We start from the raw sequence: 17,724 nt of genomic DNA on the forward strand, positions 1-17,724 counted from the left end.
GGCGGCCGGCGGGCGGGCGGCGGCCGCCCCGGGTCACTCGGTGGCGATGGCCGCCAGGATGTCGGCGCGGGCGGCGCGGCGCGCCGGCCAGAGCGCGGCCAGCACCCCGACCAGCCCCATGCCCGCCAGCGCCACCACCGCGGTCAACCACGGCACCGACATCCCGAACACCGGATTCGCCATGATCACGTACTGCATCACCCCGCCCAGCAGCACCCCGACCCCGATCCCGAGCACCCCGCCGTACAGCGAGATCACCACGCTCTCCCGGCGCACGGTCCGCCGCACCAGCGCCCGCGACGCCCCCAGCGCCCGGAACACGCCCAGCTCACGGGTCCGCTCCAGCACCGACAGCGCCAGCGTGTTGACCACCCCGAACACCGCGATCACCACGGCCGCCCCGAGCAGCACGTACACCAGCCCCAGCACCAGCTGGTACGGCGCGAGCAGGTCGTCGAGCAGCTGCTCGCGGTCCTGGACCAGCACGTCCGGCCGGGACGCGAACGCCCGCTCCAGCCCGGCCCGCAGCGCCGCCTGATCACCGCCGACGGCGTACATGCTGTCGCCGTGGCGGAGCACGCCCGCCGGGACCAGCGCGTCGTCGATCAGCTGGCCGCGCATCAGGTCACTGCCCTCGTGCACGCCCGCCACGGTCGCCGGCACCTCGACCGGCGTCACGTCGCCGTCCGCGCCGACGACCGGGAACCGGAGCCGGACCTGGTCGCCGACCTTCGCGCCGAGCCGGGTGGCGACCCGCTCGGCCAGCAGCACGCCCCGGCGCAGGTCGGCGTCGCCGGCGAGCATCGCGGGGCGCAGCGCGGTGCCGAGCGCGGCCGGGTCCAGGCCGGTGAACTCGGCGTCCTCCGCCGTGCCGCGCGCCGAGACCACCTCCACCTGGCCGGAGCGGGGGGCCGCCAGGCCGGTCAGCCCGGGCACCGCGAGCGCGGCGGTCCGGACCGTGTCGTCGAGCGTGCCGTACGCCGCCGCGCGCAGCACGACCGCGTTCTCGGGCACCGCCGAGCGCACCTGGGCGGTGGTCTCGTCGCTGAGCGTCTGGCCGACGGTCGCGAAGGCGCACACCAGCGACAGCCCGATCATGAGCGCGGACGACGTGGCCGCCGTGCGGCGCGGGTCGCGTACGGCGTTGCGCAAGGCGATCCGGGTGACCGGGCGGGGTGAGCGCAGCAGCCGGGTGAGCGGGGCGAGCACCGTCGACACCAGGATCGGTGCGGTGAGCAGCACCCCGACCCAGGCCAGCACCGCCCCGGCCATGGCCAGCACGCGTTTCGGCTCGGTCAGGTCCTCCGGGGAGGTGACCGCGACCATGGCCGCGCCGGCCGCGACGGCGAGCAGCCCGAGCACGGAACGCAGCACGAGCGAGCGCCGCGGCACGGCGGCGTCGGTGCGCAGCGCCGCCATCGGCGACACCCGGGCCGCCCGCCGCGCCGACCCGTACGCCGCCACGATCGTCACGACCACGCCGACCCCGTAGCCGAGCAGCACCGCCCACGGTGACACCACGTACGCGACCTCGCCGACCACCGGCAGCAGCCGCATCGCCAGCAGGCCCAGCCCGACGCCCAGCGCGACGCCGAGGGTGGAGCCGACGACGCCGAGCACGACGGCCTCGGCCAGCACCGCCCGGCGCACCTGCGCGCGGCGCGCGCCGACGGCCCGCAGCAGCGCGAACTGGCGGGTGCGCTGGGTGACCAGCATGGTGAAGGTGTTCGCGATGACGAACACGCCCGCCATCAGGGCCACCGCCGCGAACGCCAGCAGCGCCTTGCGGATCACGTCGCCGTTGCTCTGCGCCGCTTCGGCCTGCTTGGCGCGCAGCTCGCTGCCGGAGTCGACGCGGAAGTCCGCGCCTAGCGCGGCCTTGGCGGCCGCGACGACGGCCTGCTCGTCGCCTCCGGACAGTTCCACCCTGGCGAATCCGGGCGCGGCGGCCGGGGCGGCGTCGGGGCTGCGCAGCAGCCGGGTCGCGGTGGCTTCGTCGTACGCCACAGCCGGGTCGAACTCCCAGCCGGTGGCCCGGTAGGCGAAGACGCCGACGACGGTGGCGGTGTCGGACCGGTCCCCGCCGAGCAGCACCCGGGCCGAGTCGCCGACCGACAGGCCGGCCTCCTCGGCGGCCTGCTTCTCCAGCGCGACCTCCCCGGCCCGCGCCGGGCCGCGCCCGGCGGTGAGCGCGAAGCGCTGCGAGCCGTCCCAGTCGGTGCCCCCCGTCTCCGCCCAGGACGTGGTGCCGATCTTGCCGTCCTTGCCGACCAGGGCCGCATACCCTTCGCGTACGCCCTCGGCCCGGGTCACCCCCGGCAGCGCCGCGAGCCGGCCGACGACCTCGGCGGGCATCGCGGCGTCGGCCGGGTTCTTGGGCCTGGCCTGCACCACCGCGGCCAGGTCGGTGCGGTAGGAGCCGCTGCTGACGGTGGCCGCCGCGGAGTCCGAAACCACCCAGGTGGCCACCACGAAGCCCACCCCGAGCACGATCGCGGCCACGGTCATCGCCACCCGGCCCAGGTGTGCGCGCAGGTCGCGCAGCATCGCCCGCAGCATCAGGCACCCGCCCCGACGGCCGTGCGGGCGCCGCGCGCCGCGGACTCCAGCGCGCGGATCCGGTCCAGCACCCGGTCGGCGGAGGGTTCGCGCAGCTCGTCGACGATCTTCCCGTCGGCCAGGAACAGCACCCGGTCGGCGTACGACGCCGCGACCGCGTCGTGGGTGACCATCACCACGGTCTGCGCCAGCTCGTCGACGCTGCGCCGCAGGAAGCCGAGCACCTCCGCGCCGGCCCGGGAGTCCAGGGCGCCTGTCGGCTCGTCGGCGAACACCACGTCCGGCCGGCTGATCAGCGCGCGGGCACAGGCGACGCGCTGCTGCTGGCCGCCGGACAGCTGCGCCGGGCGGTGGTGCAGCCGGTCGCGCAGCCCGACCGCGTCGATCACGGTGTCGGCGAACGCCTGGTCGGGACGCCGCCCGGCCAGGTCCAGCGGCAGGGTGATGTTCTCCCACGCGGTCAGCGTCGGCAGCAGGTTGAACGCCTGGAACACGAAACCCATGCGGTCGCGGCGCAGCGCGGTCAGCGCGTCGTCGCGCAGGCCGCTCAGCTCGACCCGGTCGGCGCTGCCGTGCCGGGAGCCGTCCAGCCACACCCGGCCCGCGGTCGGCGTGTCCAGGCCGGCCAGGCAGTGCATCAGGGTCGACTTGCCGGACCCGGACGGTCCCATGATCGCGGTGAGCTCGCCGCGGCCGAAGGCCACCGTGACCGCGTCCAGCGCGATCACCTGCGCGTCGCCCGAGCCGTACCGTTTGGTGAGGTCTTCCGCGCTCACCGCGGCGTCGAAGTTCGTCATGACCGACACGCTGCCGCCCGGCGGCGGCCGTGCACTCCGGCAGGAGTAGATCAAGACCCGCTACTTAAGTAGCAGCCGGCGAGGACGGAAGTAGTGGCCGCCGCCGGGGTGCGCCTGCCTAAGCTCATCACCGAAACGGCGGAGTAACGGAAGGTGGGAGGCGTGGAGCACAGCGTGGCGCGGGTCCCCGGCCTGCCGTCGTGGCTGCAGCCGGGCAGCCGGCTGCGCCGGTTCGCGCACTGGCTGTACCCGTTCGCGCTCGGCTGCGGTGTGACGCTGTTCTCGTTCGTCTCCCCGCTGCGGCCGCCGATCTTCCTGTTCGACGGCCTGGACACCGACGCGCCCTGGGCGCTGGTGGCGCTGGCCATGCTGGCCGCGGGCGTCAGCGCCGCGTGGGTCCGCCGGGCCCGCTGGCCGCTGTTCGTCGTCTCGCTGGTCACCTGGCTGGGCATGACCATGATGGCTGCCGTGTTCGTCGCCTCCTACTACGCGGGCGCGGGCCGCCCTGGCAGGCCGCACCGGCCGGGTCGCGCCTGGCCGTACTTCCTCGCCGCGAGCACGCTGGTCGGCGTGCCCGTCGGCTGGAGCGCGGTGCACAGCGACCTGCTGTACGAGGGCATGACCGGCGGACTGCTCTTCGGCGCGGTGCTGACCGGCTCCTTCTGGGTGGGCATGACCGTCGTGCTGCCGTTCGTGTTCGGGCTGTGGGTGCGCGCCCGCCGCCAGGTGCTGGAGCAGCTGCGCGACCGGGCCGAGCGGCTCGAACGCGAGCAGCACGAACGCGCCGAACGGGCCCGGTCCGAGGAGCGGCGGCGGATCGCCCGGGAGATGCACGACGTGGTCGCGCACCGGGTCGCGCTGATGGTGCTGCACGCCGGGGCGCTGGAGGTCAGCACCGCCGACCCGCGCACCGCCGAGGAGGCGGCGCTGATCCGCACCACCGGCCGGGAGGCCATGCAGGAGCTGCGCGAGGTGCTGGGCATGCTGCGCGCGCCCGACCTGTCCGACGGCACCGCCCCGGACCTGGCTCCGCAGCCGACGCTCGCCGACCTGGACCGGCTGCTGGACGCCAGCCGCGCGGCCGGGCTGCCGGTGCGCCGGGTCGACGTCGGGCAGCGGCAGGAGGTGTCGCTGTCCGCGCAGCGCACCGCGTACCGGGTGGTGCAGGAGGCGCTGACCAACGTGGCCAAGCACGCCGGAGCCGTGCCGACCACGGTGACGCTGCGCCACGAGCCGTACGGGCTGGTGGTGGCCGTGGAGAACGCACCGCCGCCACAGCCGGCCCCGCCGATGCCGGAGAGCGGGCTGGGCCTGGTCGGGCTCACCGAACGGGTCGGCCTGGCCGGTGGCACGGTGCAGGCGCGGCCCCGGCTCGACGGCGGTTTCCTGCTGCACGCGCGCATCCCGGCGGACCCGCCGGAGCAGCTCGCGACCCGGGAGGTGGCGGCGTGATCCGGGTGCTGGTCGTCGACGACGAGGCGCTGGTGCGCTCGGGGCTGCGGATGATCCTCGAAGCGGCCGGTGACATCGCCGTGGTCGCCGAGGCCCGCGACGGCGCGGAGGCCGTCGAGGCGGCGCGCCGGCACCGGCCCGAGGTGGTGTTGATGGACGTGCGCATGCCCGGCACCGACGGGCTGACCGGCGCGGCCGCGGTCGCCCGGCTGCCGGAGCCGCCCCGCGTGGTCATGCTGACCACGTTCGACCAGGACGAGTACGTGCACGCGGCGCTGCGCGCCGGAGCGGTCGGCTTCCTGCTCAAGGACACCCCGCCGCGCGACCTGGCCGAGGCGGTGCGCACCGTGGCGGCCGGCAACGCGATGCTCGCCCCGACGGTCACCCGCCGCCTGATCAGCTCGTTCGCCGAGCGCGGCCCGTCGGTGGCCGACCAGGCTCGCGGGCGGCTGGCGGTGCTCACCGACCGGGAGCGCGACGTGGTGCGCGCCGTCGCCCGCGGCCTGTCGAACGCCGACATCGCCCGCGAGCTGGACATGGCCGAGACCACGGTGAAAGCCCACGTGAGCCGGGCGCTGGCCAAGCTGGGCCTGGCCAACCGGGTGCAGGCCGCGATCCTGGTCCACGACGCCCGCCTCGACGGCGGACCCGGCGCGACGGCGGCCTGACCGGCCGGGACAGCCGGGCGGGCCGGTCCCCGAGGGAGATCGGCCCGCGTACCCCGTGAAGGTCAGTTCCTGGTGTCGTCGCGGTCCTCGTCGCGGCCGCGCACCGCGTCGCGCACGTCGTCGGCGGCCATGGCAGCCTTCGCCTTGGCCTGCTCGGCGACGCCCTCGGCCTGCAGGCTGTGGTTGTCGGTCGCGTCGCCGACGCGCTCCTTGACCTTGCCCTTGAGGTCCTGCAGGTGGTGCTTGGCAGAGTCGACCGTTCCCATCGGTTCATCCCTTCCGTCGCTGCTCGTGCCCCTCTGAACTGCCCGGCGTACGGCGGCGGCAAACCCCGGCGCGATCCCGGCCACATCGGAGGGGCCAGGCCGCGGCCGAAACGTGAGGTACGCGACTACGGGAAGTAATAACGGCTCACTCACGTTTGTCGTTGGTGCGGTGAGGACATGGCTCACACGGCGGCTTCGGGAAGGCGGAACCATGACGGCGGCGGACGTGATGCTCGGCGGCGCGCTGGCCGGGGCATACCTCCTGCTGCTGGCCCTGCGTCGGCGGACCGCGGCCCGGCAGCGACGGACCGAGCGGGCCCTGTCCGTCGCGCGGCTGCCCGCACGGGCCTTCGTCCGGGGCGCGAGCCGTCCGGTCCGGGTGCTGCGTACCGGCCTGCGCCGGCACGCCGACCGGGTGCTGCTGCCCCCGCGCCGCGCCCGGCGGCGGCTGCCGATGCGCCCCGCCAACCGCAACGCCCTGGCCTGAGGACCGGGTCCGGGCCGCCCGTCCGCCGCGGCTCGCCCCGAAGGTCCGGCATCCGCGCCCCCTGTCCCGGCGACACCGATCGTGCCACTGTGGACTGATGAGACGGTCCGGGATCGCGCTCCTCCTGCTCGCCTTGACCGCCTGCACGCCAGGCGGCTCCCCGGCGTCCGCGCCGTCCGCCGTGGGCACGGCGTCGCGGCAGTCCGCGGCCGAGGCCGAGGCGACGCTGGCCAGCCTGCGCCGCGTCGACGACCTGCCGCTGTACGAGATGACCTATACCGGCGACTACGAGACCGCTGCCACCGGACCGGCGCCGACGGCCGCCACCCCGTTCGGATGCTCGCTGTTCGCCGCGTTCGGCGACCCGAAGCGACCGCTGTTCGGGCGCAACTTCGACTGGGACCCGAACCCCGCGCTGGTGCTGCGGGCCGACCCGCCCGACGGGCACGCGTCGATCTCCCTGGTGGACCTGCGCTACCTCGGCTTCTCGGCGGGCGACGACCCGCGCGGCGACCGCCGCCTGCTCGATGCGCCGCTGCTGCCGTTCGACGGGCTGAACGAGCGCGGTCTCGCCGTGGGCATGGCCGCCGACGACAGCGCGTACGCCACGCCCGACCCGGGCAAACCGACCGTGGGCAGCGTACGCATCCTGCGGCTGGTGCTGGACCAGGCGGCCACGGTCGACGAGGCCCTCGCGATCTTCGCCCGGCACAACATCGACTTCGTCGGCGGCCCGCCGCTGCACTACCTGCTCGCGGACGCGTCAGGCGCGTCGGCGCTGGTCGAGTACACCGACGGCCGCCAGCAGGTCGAGCGCGGCACGGCCCCGTGGCGGGCGCTGACGAACGTGCCGCTGGCCGGGGTCGGGGAGGAGGAGCGGCGGCACGACCGGCGCTACCGGGTGCTCGCCGACGCGCTCGGCCGGTCGAAGGGCGCGGTGACCGAGGCGGGCGCGATGGACCTGCTGCGCTCCGTGGCGCAGCCGCACACCCGCTGGTCGGTGACCTACGACCTGGCCACGGGGCAGGTCAAGGTGGTGGCCGGGCAGCGCTGGCAGACCGTGCACAGCTTCCGGCTGGCGGTCGGCTGACTCAGTCGCGCGGCGTACGCGGGCGCGGGATGGGCCGCAGGAACGGCTGGCGCTGGTTGCGCAGCACCTCGGGCACCAGCCAGGTCGCGCCGCTGGCCAGCACCGTCAGCATGAGCGGCACGGCCAGGTACGGGATGCCCGACAGCAGCACCGCCAGCCCGCCCCCGACGAGGTACGCGGCGACCGCGCCGAAGCGGCGCTGCCGGACCCCGGGCGGCTCGCCGCGTTCGAGCACCCACCATTTCGGCGGCTCGGCCCGGCGGCGGCGGATCTCGGCCTGCACGGCGCGGTTGGCCGCCTCCCACACGTTGCGGCGGTAGTCGTAGTCCTCGGCGTCGAAGTCGGCCGGGAAGTGCTTGCGCAGCACGATCAGCCGCAGGTACAGGGTCTCGTCAGGCACCTGGCGCAGGTCGTGAAGTTGCAAGCCTGACATGTCCGACACCTCCCGTTTGAGGATCGGCCCTGACGCTACCTTCCTGATCACCCGCCTGGCATCACCCGCTCGGCGTACGTCAGCTGTAGATCCTCTCCTCGTAGGCGGGCCCGTAGTAGGCCGCCAGCTCCTCGACGGTCTGGTCCGGGCGCTCCAGGGTCTGCGCGATCCGCGGACGCGACGGAGCCGCCTCGGGCTGCCAGGTCTCGGGCTTCCACAACGCCGAGCGCAGGAACGACTTCGAGCAGTGGTAGAACACCTCGTCGATCGACACGATCACGGCGAGTCGCGGCCGGTGGCCCTTGACCACCATGTCGTCGAAGAACGGCGCGTCGGACACCAGCTCCGCGTGGCCGTTGATCCGCAGCGTGTCGGTCCGGCCCGGGATCACGTAGAGCAGGCCGAGCTGCGGGTTGGACAGGATGTTGAAGAACCCGTCGGCCCGGCGGTTGCCCGGCCGCTCCGGGATCGCGATCGTGGTGTCGTCGAGCACCAGCGTGAACCCGGCCGGGTCGCCCTTGGGCGACACGTCGCAGCTGCCGTCGGCGTGCGAGGTCGCCACCAGGCAGAACGACGACGCCGCCAGCCAGGCGCGGTCGTACTCGTGCAGACTGGTCCGGGTCTTGCCGACGACGGCCGCGGTGGGCTCGCCCAGCAGCGCGCGCAGTTGTTCCGGTGTGGTGATCCGATGCGGACTCTCGCTCATGAACTGGTCCTCCCCGTCGGTGTGCCGAATCAGGAGCCTACTCCGCGCAGGTGGGCAGGCCCGTCCCTCCGGTCCGGCCATGCCGCGGACGGGCCGAATCCCGGGCGCTGACACGAAACCGCGGAACTGTCACACAACTGTCACAGTTCCGCCGGATGATCGCCGTACCGGCGGGTAAGGCTCGGGGTCCATCCAGGGAGGTGACGGTGGACGACGTGGTCCCCGCCGGCGCGACGCAGGTCGTGCCGTTGGTCGAGGTGCAGGTGCGCGGCGATCTGGACGTACGGTCCGCGCCCGGTGTGAACGACGTGCTGGAGGAGGCGCTGGCGCTGCACCCGCGCCGGCTCGTCATCGACCTCGCCGACTGCGAGCTGATCGATGCCGCCGGCATCCTGCTGCTGCTGGACACCCACCGCCGGGCCATGCGCGACGGCGGCACGGTGGCGCTGCGCTCGCCGTCCGCGCGGGCACGGCGCAACCTGAAACTCGCCCGCGTCGACCGGGTGCTGCAGGTGCTGACCGCGGACACCGATCCGCCGCAGGTGCTGCCGTGAGCCGCGGGCGACGGTACGGCCTGGTCATGGCCGTGGACCGCCTGCCCGCCGCCGATCCTGACGACAGTCGCGACCAACTGGGCGCCGCGCTGGCGGCCCTGCGGCCGCTCGTCGCGGCACAGTCCGGGGCATGGGCCGCGGCCGGCGGCGAGAGCAGCGGCGACGGCGTGCTCGGCGTGCACCCGCCCGTGCGGGCCGGCGCGGCCGCGCTCGGCGCGAGCCTGCTCCGCTCGCTCTGCCACCACCAGCCCGGCGACTTCCCGGGCGGCTGGTTCGACAGCTACCTGGCGGTCAACCGCCGGGTCGCCGCCGCCGTGGCCGCGTCGGCGTCGGCCTCGGCGACGGTGTGGACCCACGGCCACCAGCTGCAGTTGCTGCCGCGGGTGCTGCGCCGGATGCGCCCCGACCTGACCGTCGTCATGCACCTGCACACCACGTTCCCGCCCGCGGAGTCGTTCGCGCGGCTGCCCGAGCACCGGGCGCTGCTGTCGGGGCTGCTCGGCGCGGACGTGATCGCGCTGCCGCACCAGCGCGCCGTGGACAACCTGCTGGACCTCGCCGACCGGGTGCACGGCCTGCCGGTGCGCGAGGGCCGCATCACGCTCGGCCACCGGGGCGTACGGGTCGTCGCGTACCCGCTGCCGGCCGACATCGCGGGGGCCCGGCGGCTGGCCGGGCTGGCCCCGGTCCGCGCGGGCGGCGGGCGGATCCGGGCCGCGATGCGGGTGAGCGGAACCGTGCTGCTCTCGGTCGCCGGGTGGGATCCCGCCGACGCCGTCGAGCAGCGGCTGCACGCCTTCGAACGCTTCCTCGCCACGCACCGGCCCGCCCCCGGCGAGGTCGCGCTGCTGCACGTGGCCTGCGGCGATCCGCGCACCCCGGCCGAGGACGCGCAGCGCCAGCGGGTCGACCGGCTCATCGCGAAGATCAACGGTACGCACGCCAGCGTCGGGCAGGCGGTCGTGCACTACGTACGCGCCGAGCCGGACCGCCGCGACCTGACCGCGCTGTACCTGGCCTGCGACGGCATCCTGGTCACGCCGAGCCACCACGGCACGGTCGCCGCCGCGCACGAGTTCATCGCGGCCCGCGGCGAGCTCGGCGCGTCCGTCGTGGTCAGCGAGCTGACCAGCGGCGTCGCCGACCTGCCGGGCGCGCTCGCGGTCAACCCGCACGACACGGGCGCGTTCGCCGACGCCATCGCCTCGGCCGCCGGCCGCCACGGCCCGGCCCCGCGGGCCCGCCACGCCGACACCCCGCCCGCGCTGGACAGCTGGGCAGAACACCTGATGACGCTGGTACGGGCACGCGGCGCGGCCGTGCCGGCGACCCCGGAACGCCGCACCCGGCGGCTGTCCACCGGCGCGCACACCCGGCACACCCGGCCCGGCGGCTACGAGGTCGGCGGCCCGCCACTGGCCGCGCGGCGGGTTTCTGGGCGATGATGCGGCGATGGTTGCCGTACTGGTCATCGAAGACGACGACCGCATCCGCCTGTCGCTGACGCTGGCGCTCGAGGACGAGGGATACACCGTCTCGGCCGCCGCGACGGCCGAGGAGGGGCTGGTCCGTCAGCGCCGCGAGCCCGCGGACACGGTGCTCGTGGACCTGATGCTGCCCGGCATCGACGGGTTCGAGTGCATCCGGGAGCTGCGCCGCGCCGACGACGTGCCGATCGTGGTCGTCAGCGCCCGCGACGACACGCACGACATCGTCGCCGCGCTGGAGGCCGGGGCCGACGACTACGTCGTCAAACCGATCGCGGTCAAGGAGCTCACCGCACGGCTGCGCGCGCTGCGGCGGCGGGCCCGCGCGGCCACCGCGGCCGGCCCGCGCACCTCCGTGGTCGGTGAGCTGGAGATCCGGCCGCAGGCCGGCGAGGTGCTGCTGCGCGGCACCCAGCTGGCGCTGACCCGCACCGAGTTCCGGCTGCTGTGCGAGCTGGCCGAGCACGCCGGGCAGGTGCTGTCGCGCCAGCAGCTGCTGGAGCGGGTGTGGGAGTACGACTTCGGCGACGAGCGGCTCGTCGACGTGCACATCGGACGGCTGCGCCAGAAGGTCGAGGACGACCCGAGCAGCCCGGCCCGCCTGGTGACCGTCCGCGGCCTCGGCTACAAGCTGCAGCGATGATCCGCAGACCGGGGCTGCGCGCGCGGGTGACGGCGGGATTCGCCGTCGGGGCGCTGGGGGTGTCCACGGTCATGGGCGCGCTGTCCTACCAGCTCACCGAGCGCTTCCTGCTGGCGCAGCGAGAGGACTCGGCGGTACGCGCCGTGGCGCTGGACGCCGCGATCGTCGCCTCCGGCCTCGACGACGACCGGCCCGACGCGCTGACCGCGCTCAGCGCCCTGAACACCGGCGCGGACCGGCGCGCCTTCCTGCGCCGCGAGAGCCGCTGGTACTCCGCCCAGGTGGACACCGCCAACACCGCCGCCGAGATCCCCGACGCCCTGGTCCGCCTCGTCGAGCGGGGCGAGCCCGGCATCCAGCGGGTACGGGTCGACGGCGTGCCCGCCATGGTCATCGCCGTGCCCCTCGACGACGGCACGGCCCTCTACGAGGTCGACTTCATGCGCGAGCTGGACCGGTCGCTGAAGGTGCTCGCGCTGGTGCTGACCCTGGTCGCGGTGGGCACCACCGGAGCCGGGGCGCTGCTGGGCGCGTACGCGTCTCGCCGGGTGCTGCGCCCGCTCACCTCGGTCGCCAACGCCGCCAGCGAGATCGCCGCCGGGGACCACAGCGCCCGGCTCGACCCCGCCGCCGAACCCGAGCTGGCCCGGCTGACCACCTCGTTCAACCTGATGGTCGACCAGCTCTCGCGGCGCATGGAACGCGATCGCCGGTTCGCCGCCGACGTGAGCCACGAGCTGCGCTCGCCGCTGCAGACCCTGTCCGCCGCCGCCAGCGTGCTGGCCCGCCGCCGCGCCCACCTCGACCCGCGTACCGCGACCGCCGCGGCGCTGCTGACCGAGGAGGTCGAGCGCTTCCAGGACCTGGTGACGGACCTGATCGAGCTGTCCCGCAGCGACCAGGCCGCCGACCGCACCTCCGTCGACGTGCCCGCGCTGGCCCGCCGCCTGTGCCGGGCCCGCGGCCTGAACGTGAACCTGGTGTCGGTCGCCCAGGGCAGCGACGCGATCTGGCAGGTCGACCGGCGGCGCTTCGAGCAGATCCTGGTCAACCTCATTGACAACGCGCAGCGCCACGGCGGCGGCGCGGTCGCGGTGCGCCTGGGCGGCCGCCGCATGCTCGGGTACTACGTCGAGATCGACGACGAGGGCCCAGGGGTCAGCCCGGCCGACCGGGAGTCGATCTTCGACCGGTTCGTGCGCGGCCGCACCGCCGGAGCCCGCGGCGACAGCGAGGGCACCGGACTCGGACTGTCCCTGGTCGCGCAGCACGTGCAGGCGCACGGCGGCCGCGTGCACGTCACCGACCGCCCCGGCGGCGGCGCCCGCTTCCGCATCGACCTGCCGAAGGTGGCCCAGTGACCCGCCGTCTGCTGCCGGCGCTGATGTCGGTGCTGCTCGCCGCCGGGTGCGGTGTGCCGGTCGAGGACCGCCCGCGCGTGATCGAGGTCGGCACGCCGTCCCGGGTGGCGACCGGCGCGCCCTCGGCGGCCGCGTCCGGGCCCGCCGCCGAGAGCCTGTACCTGATCCGGGACGGCTCGCTGGTCGCGGTGCAGCGCCGGCTGGCCGCCGAACCCGACCCGCAACGCCTGCTCGGCGACCTGCTGGCCGGGCCGACCGAGGCGGAGCAGGACCGCGGCCTGAGCACCGCGCTCGGCGGGCGCGACGTGGTCGCGTCGGTGCGGCTGCTCGACGGCGTCGCGTACGTCGAGCTGCCCGCGGGCATCGAGAACACCGGCCGCAACGACGACGTGCTCGCCTTCGGGCAGATCGTGTGCACGCTGACCAGCCGCCGCGACGTCACCGGGGTGGTGTTCACGCAGCAGGGCGCGCGGATCGGGGTGCCCCTGCCGGACGCCTCGCTGAGCCAGGACCCGCTGCGCGCCGCCGACTACGCCGCGCTGATCGCCAACGGCTGAGCACCCCGGGCAACTACGCTGCAAGGGTGACCGAGTCCGTGGCGGTGGACCTCGACCGGCACGTCTACGGGGCGGCCGACGCCCCGATGACGCTGGTGGAGTACGGCGACTTCGAGTGCCCGTACTGCGGCGCGGCCGCGCCGGTGCTGCGCCGCCTGATCGACGAGTCGGACGGCGTGGTGCGGCTGGTCTACCGGCACTTCCCGCTGTTCACGGTGCATCCCTTCGCGCTGACCGCGGCGCTGGCCGCCGAGGCCTCCGGCGACCGCTTCTGGGAGATGCACGACCTGCTGTTCGCCCACCAGAGCCGGCTCACCGACCCCGACCTGGAGAACTACGCGCAGATGCTCGGCCTGGACTCGGTGACCGGCGAATCCGCCCAGCCGCACCGGCCCGCCGTCGAGGCCGACTACCGCTCCGGCGTCACGGCCGGCGTACGCGGCACCCCCACCCTCTTCGCCGACGGCAACCTCTACCAGGGCAAAGTCGAACTCGGCGCCCTCCGCAGCTCCCTCGGCCTCCGCCGCTGACCCCCCAAACGAAGGAAGGGCACCTTCTACACTGACGTCCGTTAACAAGGTGCCCTTCCTTCGTTCCCGTGCGGCAGCGGCGGGTCAGCGTTCGTTGAGGGTGGGGTCGCGCCAGGGGCCGGTGGGGAGTTCGGGCATGCCCTCGGAGTCGTCGACGGTGCACAGGGGCAGGCGCTCGCCGAGGCAGCGCAGGGCGACCGAGCCGAGCACGGCCGCCAGCAGCGAGCCGGCCAGTACGCCGATCTTGGCTTCGGCCTGCAGGAGCGGGTCCCTGAAGGCCAGGTCGGCGATGAACAGCGAGATGGTGAAGCCGATGCCGGCCAGCACCGCGCCGCCGATCAGGTGCCCGTAGCGCACCCGGCCGGGCAGCTCGCCCCAGCCGGTGCGCAGCGCCAGCGCCGCGCCGAGGCTGATGCCGATGGTCTTGCCCGCGACCAGCGCCACGACGATGCCGATGGTCACCGGTGAGGTGGCCGCCCGGCGCAGCGTCTCGGCGTCCAGCCGTACGCCCGCGTTGGCCAATCCGAACACCGGGATCACCAGGAACGCGCTGACCGGGTGCAGCGCGTCCTGCAGCCGGTCGTTGGGCGGCACGGTGGCCCGCGCCGCGGCGGCCGCGAGCCGGGCCCGGACGGCGTCGGCGCGCTCGATCACCGCCCGGCCGTAGAAGCGCAGCCGGTCGACCTGCTCCGGCTCCACCGGCGTGGCCGGCACGAGCAGCCCGACGATCACCCCGGCGAGCGTCGGGTGCAGGCCGGAGGCGAACACGGCCACCCACAGCAGCAGGCCGACCACGACGTACGCCTGCAACTGCCAGACCCGCGCCCAGCGCAGGCCGATCAGCACCAGGGTCAGCGCCAGCACCGCCACCAGCGCGGGCGCCGAGATCCCGCCACTGTAGAAGATCGCCATGACCAGGATGGCGCCGATGTCGTCGGCGATGGCCAGGGTCAGCAGGAACAGCCGCAGCTGGTCGGGGCAGCGCGGCCCGAACAGGGCGAGGATGCCGACCAGGAACGCCGTGTCGGTCGAGATCGGAATGCCCCAGCCGTGCAGGGCCGGGGGCGACGGGTTGAACGCCAGGTAGATCAGCGCGGGCAGGATCAGGCCGCCGAGCGCGCCGAGCACCGGCACCAGCACCGCCCGGGGGCGGCGCAGCTCCCCGACGGTCAGCTCGCGGCTGATCTCCAGGCCGACGGTGAGGAAGAACAGCGCCATCGCCAGGTCGTTGACCCAGTGCCGCAGGTCGAGGTCGATCCCGACGTCGCCGATCCGGACCGAGGCCTCGGTGTGCCAGAACTCCTCGTACCCGCCGCCGGGCAGGTTGGCCCAGATCAGCGCCAGCACCGTCGCGATGAGCAGCAGCAGGCCGCCGCCGGCCTCGGTGGCCAGGAAGCGCTGCAGCGGGTACGACACGTGCGGCACCGGGATGTGCACCCGCGGCCGGGGACCGGGCCGGGGCGGCCGCGGCTCGGTGTTCTGCGCGCTCACCGCGCCCCATCCGCGTGTTTTGTCACGCTTCCCATGATCCCGCGCACCGACGCCGCACCCGGGCCGTTTCGCGGACCCGGATCAAGGTCACTCGACTTGCCAGACACATGGGCGAATGCGGGCTCAAGATACGCACGGGTGCCTGGCAAGTCGGACGATCAAGGGGCCCGCGCGGGGTGGTGGTCGCCCCGCGCGGGTCGAGCGGTCAGGACACCGGGACGGGCCAGACGACGCCGGCGGAGCCGCCGCCACGGCGGACGGGTTCGGCGGCGGCGAGCATGCGGCCGTGGCTCAGGAACTCGATGCCGGTCGCGGCGCCGATCTCCGGGCTGGCCGCGAACGTATGGCCGAGCGCGGTCAGGCCGGGGATCTCCGGGGCGAAGTCGGCCTCGGCCAGCACCGCCGCCGTGTTGCGCTGGGTGGCACGGGCGGCGGCGACCGCCTCCGGCAGGGTCATACCCAGGTCGAGGCGGTTGACCAGGATCTGCAGCACGGTCGTGATGATCGTCGAGCCGCCGGGGGTGCCGACCGCCAGGAACGGCCGGCCGTCGGCCAGCACGATCGTCGGCGCCATCGAGCTGCGCGGGCGCTTGCCGGGGCCGGGCAGGTTCGGGTCGGGCGCGCCGCCCTGGGTCGGGGTGAAGTTGAAGTCGGTCATCTCGTTGTTGAGCAGGAAGCCCCGGCCCGGCACGACCATGCCGTTGCCGCCGGTCTGCTCGATGGTCAGCGTGTACTCGACCACGTTGCCCCAGCGATCGGCCACGGTCAGGTTGGTCGTGGACTGGCCCTCGGTCACCGCGGGACTCGGCGCGGCCGCCGCGCAGCCGCCGTACGACCCGTCGGGCTCACCCGGCGCGACCGGCTTGGCCAGCGCCTGCGCCGGGTTGATCAGGCAGGCCCGCTCCTTGGCGAACCCGTCGGAGAGCAGCTGCTCCAGCAGCGGGCGCGGGGTGAGGTCGCCGACGAAGCGGTTGCGGTCGGCGAACGCGAGCGCGGACGACTCCAGGTAGTGGTGCAGCGCCCCGGTGCGGGTGAGCGCGCTCAGGTCGGTCTGCTCCAGGATGTTGAGCGCCTCGCCGACGGCCTGGCCGCCGCTGGACGGGTTCGGCATGCCGTACACGTCGTAGCCGCGGTAGGACACCCGGGTCGGCTGCGGCGTACGCACCTGGTAGGCGGCCAGGTCGGACAGTGCCATGGTGCCGGGGCGGATCGGGAACGCCCAGGTGCCGATCGGCACGTCGGCGACCGGCGGGTGCTGCACGGTGTCGACGATGTCGCGGGCGATCGCGCCCCGGTAGAACACGCCGGTGCCGTGCCGCGCGATCTGGCGGTACGTGTCGGCCAGGTCCGGGTTGCGGAACACCGTGCCCGCCTCGGGCGGCAGCCCGCCCGGCAGGTACAGCGCGCTCGTGGACGAGAACTGCCCGAACGCGGCCGCGTTGTCGCTGATCTGGGTGCGGAACGTGTTGTCGACGACGAACCCGCGGTCGGCGACCTTCGCCGCCGGGCGCAGCGCGTCGGCCAGGTCGGTCGTCCCCCACTTGCGCAGCGCCTTGTCCCAGGTGGCCAGTGTGCCGGGCACGCCCGCGGCGATGCCGCTGACCCGGGCCTCCTGGAACGCGTACGGCAGGCCGGTCGCCGGGTCGACGAACGCGGTCTCCCCCATCGACATCGGCGCGGCCTCCCGGCCGTCGACGGTGTACACCCGCCGGTCCTTGGCGCTGTAGTAGACCAGGAAGCCGCCGCCGCCGATACCGGCCGAGAACGGCTCCGTGACGCCCAGCGTCGCCGCCGCCGCGATCGCCGCGTCGACGGCGTTGCCGCCCTTGCGCAGCACCTCCAGGCCGACCTTGGTCGCGTCGAGGTCGACGGTCGCGACCGCGCCGCCGTAGCCCGTCGCCACCGGGACCTTGTCCAGGTCAGGTGGCCTCGGGCTCGCCTGGACGGGCCCGGCGGCGGCGGTCGACGCCAGGGTCGCGACGGCGATGCCGGCGAGCGCACGGCGGTGGCGCAGTCTCATGGACTTCCTCCTGGATCGGATCAGGTCGATGTCTTCACCGTATGCCGGATGGCCGCCGCGCGCACGCCGAGTCGTGGTCAGAACCGCCGCGTGAACGGTTCCGGTTTGCGCATACGCACCAGCAGGAGCAGTGGCAACAGGACATACGGAAGGTTGAACGACAGGAACTTGACCGGGTTGGGGGTCTGCCACTGCGGCTCGCCGAAGAACTCCACACCGAACACGATGATCCCGGTGATCGTCGAGATCATCGTCGCGTAGATCACCGCGGGGAGCTGGATCCAGTTGCGGCCGCGGATCAGGGCGTACACCAGTACCAGATAGAAAGGCATGTAGACCAGGGCGGACAGGCCGGTGACGATGCGCATCCACACCGGCGGGTGCATGAACAGCGGGTCGGTGTCGTGGGCGTACCAGTAGTTCGAGTTGAGGATGACGTTGTCCGACGGCTCGCTGAAGTCGAAGCCCAGCGTCGGCATCAGGTCGGCGATCAGCGACGTGATCGTGAAGACGCTGAACACGACCGCGAAGAAGATGTCGATCCGGCGTTCGCGCAGGGGCAGGTTGGCGCTCATGGGGTGTCCTCACTCGGTGCGAGGTGATCGATTGGCAGGCAATGTACT

18 protein-coding genes are annotated in these 17,724 nt (G+C 74.3%); 10 read left to right on the forward strand and 8 right to left on the reverse strand.

Annotated elements, in window-relative coordinates; all coding sequences use genetic code 11:
• Positions 1-33: 33 nt before the first annotated feature.
• Together Cco03nite_RS31800 and Cco03nite_RS31805 are read right to left on the reverse strand one after the other, a co-directional pair.
• Positions 34-2,559 (reverse strand): ABC transporter permease, encoded by a 2,526-nt coding sequence (locus tag Cco03nite_RS31800; RefSeq protein ID WP_203697009.1) that lies wholly within the window; start codon positions 2,557-2,559, stop codon positions 34-36.
• Positions 2,559-3,356: an ABC transporter ATP-binding protein gene (locus tag Cco03nite_RS31805; RefSeq protein WP_203697010.1), complete on the reverse strand. Its 798-nt coding sequence runs from the start codon at positions 3,354-3,356 to the stop codon at positions 2,559-2,561. Before Cco03nite_RS31805 ends, Cco03nite_RS31800 begins: the two co-directional genes overlap by 1 nt.
• A 162-nt stretch (positions 3,357-3,518) precedes the next feature.
• Here Cco03nite_RS31805 and Cco03nite_RS31810 point away from each other — a divergent pair, with 162 nt between their 5' ends.
• Together Cco03nite_RS31810 and Cco03nite_RS31815 are read left to right on the forward strand one after the other, a co-directional pair.
• A complete protein-coding gene (locus Cco03nite_RS31810; protein ID WP_203697012.1) occupies positions 3,519-4,808 on the forward strand; it encodes a sensor histidine kinase in 1,290 nt (429 codons plus the stop codon).
• Positions 4,805-5,476 (forward strand): response regulator, encoded by a 672-nt coding sequence (locus Cco03nite_RS31815; protein WP_203697014.1) that lies wholly within the window; start codon positions 4,805-4,807, stop codon positions 5,474-5,476. Before Cco03nite_RS31810 ends, Cco03nite_RS31815 begins: the two co-directional genes overlap by 4 nt.
• A 62-nt stretch (positions 5,477-5,538) precedes the next feature.
• Here the strand turns inward: Cco03nite_RS31815 and Cco03nite_RS31820 are convergent, their stop codons facing one another.
• Positions 5,539-5,742, reverse strand: a complete 204-nt coding sequence (locus tag Cco03nite_RS31820) for a CsbD family protein (protein ID WP_203697016.1) — start codon at positions 5,740-5,742, stop codon at positions 5,539-5,541.
• A gap of 211 nt (positions 5,743-5,953) precedes the next feature.
• Between Cco03nite_RS31820 and Cco03nite_RS31825 the strand changes: the two genes are divergently transcribed.
• Entirely contained in the window at positions 5,954-6,229 is a 276-nt protein-coding gene (locus tag Cco03nite_RS31825; RefSeq protein ID WP_203697018.1) for a hypothetical protein, read from the forward strand.
• 97 nt (positions 6,230-6,326) lie between these two features.
• The gene (locus Cco03nite_RS31830) at positions 6,327-7,319 is read left to right on the forward strand and encodes a linear amide C-N hydrolase (RefSeq protein ID WP_203697020.1); all 993 of its coding nucleotides are present in this window, start codon (positions 6,327-6,329) and stop codon (positions 7,317-7,319) included.
• A 1-nt stretch (position 7,320) separates the two neighbouring features.
• Here the strand turns inward: Cco03nite_RS31830 and Cco03nite_RS31835 are convergent, their stop codons facing one another.
• On the reverse strand, positions 7,321-7,752 hold the full coding sequence (locus Cco03nite_RS31835; protein WP_203697022.1) for a hypothetical protein: 432 nt from the start codon (positions 7,750-7,752) through the stop codon (positions 7,321-7,323).
• Positions 7,753-7,831: 79 nt separating this feature from the next.
• Positions 7,832-8,458, reverse strand: coding sequence for a pyridoxamine 5'-phosphate oxidase family protein (locus tag Cco03nite_RS31840; RefSeq protein WP_203697024.1), 627 nt, complete (start codon positions 8,456-8,458; stop codon positions 7,832-7,834).
• Between the two features lie 206 nt (positions 8,459-8,664).
• On the opposite strand from Cco03nite_RS31840, the gene Cco03nite_RS31845 reads away from it, so the two are divergent.
• From Cco03nite_RS31845 to Cco03nite_RS31870, 6 genes are read left to right on the forward strand one after another with little or no spacing between them, the layout of a single operon-like run.
• Complete coding sequence (locus Cco03nite_RS31845; protein ID WP_203697026.1) at positions 8,665-9,012, forward strand: STAS domain-containing protein; 348 nt, start codon at positions 8,665-8,667, stop codon at positions 9,010-9,012.
• Positions 9,009-10,457: a trehalose-6-phosphate synthase gene (locus Cco03nite_RS31850; RefSeq protein WP_203697028.1), complete on the forward strand. Its 1,449-nt coding sequence runs from the start codon at positions 9,009-9,011 to the stop codon at positions 10,455-10,457. Before Cco03nite_RS31845 ends, Cco03nite_RS31850 begins: the two co-directional genes overlap by 4 nt.
• A gap of 7 nt (positions 10,458-10,464) precedes the next feature.
• On the forward strand, positions 10,465-11,142 hold the full coding sequence (locus tag Cco03nite_RS31855) for a response regulator transcription factor (protein WP_203697030.1): 678 nt from the start codon (positions 10,465-10,467) through the stop codon (positions 11,140-11,142).
• On the forward strand, positions 11,142-12,503 hold the full coding sequence (locus Cco03nite_RS31860) for a sensor histidine kinase (RefSeq protein WP_239167826.1): 1,362 nt from the start codon (positions 11,142-11,144) through the stop codon (positions 12,501-12,503). The genes Cco03nite_RS31855 and Cco03nite_RS31860 overlap by 1 nt, the downstream gene beginning before the upstream one ends.
• Positions 12,500-13,060, forward strand: a complete 561-nt coding sequence (locus Cco03nite_RS31865) for a GerMN domain-containing protein (protein ID WP_203697034.1) — start codon at positions 12,500-12,502, stop codon at positions 13,058-13,060. The genes Cco03nite_RS31860 and Cco03nite_RS31865 overlap by 4 nt, the downstream gene beginning before the upstream one ends.
• A gap of 26 nt (positions 13,061-13,086) precedes the next feature.
• The gene (locus Cco03nite_RS31870; RefSeq protein ID WP_203697036.1) at positions 13,087-13,590 is read left to right on the forward strand and encodes a DsbA family protein; all 504 of its coding nucleotides are present in this window, start codon (positions 13,087-13,089) and stop codon (positions 13,588-13,590) included.
• A gap of 84 nt (positions 13,591-13,674) precedes the next feature.
• Here Cco03nite_RS31870 and nhaA read toward each other — a convergent pair whose 3' ends face one another.
• The 3 genes from nhaA to Cco03nite_RS31885 all read right to left on the reverse strand — a co-directional run bounded on the left by nhaA (position 13,675) and on the right by Cco03nite_RS31885 (position 17,676).
• Positions 13,675-15,081 carry a Na+/H+ antiporter NhaA gene (nhaA, locus tag Cco03nite_RS31875; protein WP_203697038.1) on the reverse strand — a complete coding sequence of 469 codons (1,407 nt, stop codon included), beginning with the start codon at positions 15,079-15,081 and terminating at the stop codon, positions 13,675-13,677.
• Positions 15,082-15,286: 205 nt separating this feature from the next.
• Positions 15,287-17,095, reverse strand: a complete 1,809-nt coding sequence (ggt, locus tag Cco03nite_RS31880; RefSeq protein ID WP_373314378.1) for a gamma-glutamyltransferase — start codon at positions 17,093-17,095, stop codon at positions 15,287-15,289.
• A gap of 83 nt (positions 17,096-17,178) precedes the next feature.
• Positions 17,179-17,676, reverse strand: a complete 498-nt coding sequence (locus tag Cco03nite_RS31885; RefSeq protein ID WP_203697042.1) for an EXPERA domain-containing protein — start codon at positions 17,674-17,676, stop codon at positions 17,179-17,181.
• Positions 17,677-17,724 lie beyond the last annotated feature (48 nt).

The sequence above is a fragment of the Catellatospora coxensis genome (assembly GCF_016862635.1).
GTDB lineage: Bacteria > Actinomycetota > Actinomycetes > Mycobacteriales > Micromonosporaceae > Catellatospora > Catellatospora coxensis.

Bases quoted from the DNA above. Each gene is read 5' to 3' on its own strand.
- Cco03nite_RS31825 (WP_203697018.1), top strand. From the start codon at position 5,954: ATGACGGCGGCGGACGTGATGCTCGGCGGCGCGCTGGCCGGGGCATAC.
- Cco03nite_RS31800 (WP_203697009.1), bottom strand. From the start codon at position 2,559: ATGCTGCGGGCGATGCTGCGCGACCTGCGCGCACACCTGGGCCGGGTG.
- Cco03nite_RS31855 (WP_203697030.1), top strand. From the start codon at position 10,465: ATGGTTGCCGTACTGGTCATCGAAGACGACGACCGCATCCGCCTGTCG.
- Cco03nite_RS31805 (WP_203697010.1), bottom strand. From the start codon at position 3,356: ATGACGAACTTCGACGCCGCGGTGAGCGCGGAAGACCTCACCAAACGG.
- Cco03nite_RS31835 (WP_203697022.1), bottom strand. From the start codon at position 7,752: ATGTCAGGCTTGCAACTTCACGACCTGCGCCAGGTGCCTGACGAGACC.
- Cco03nite_RS31820 (WP_203697016.1), bottom strand. From the start codon at position 5,742: ATGGGAACGGTCGACTCTGCCAAGCACCACCTGCAGGACCTCAAGGGC.
- Cco03nite_RS31840 (WP_203697024.1), bottom strand. From the start codon at position 8,458: ATGAGCGAGAGTCCGCATCGGATCACCACACCGGAACAACTGCGCGCG.
- Cco03nite_RS31885 (WP_203697042.1), bottom strand. From the start codon at position 17,676: ATGAGCGCCAACCTGCCCCTGCGCGAACGCCGGATCGACATCTTCTTC.
- Cco03nite_RS31830 (WP_203697020.1), top strand. From the start codon at position 6,327: ATGAGACGGTCCGGGATCGCGCTCCTCCTGCTCGCCTTGACCGCCTGC.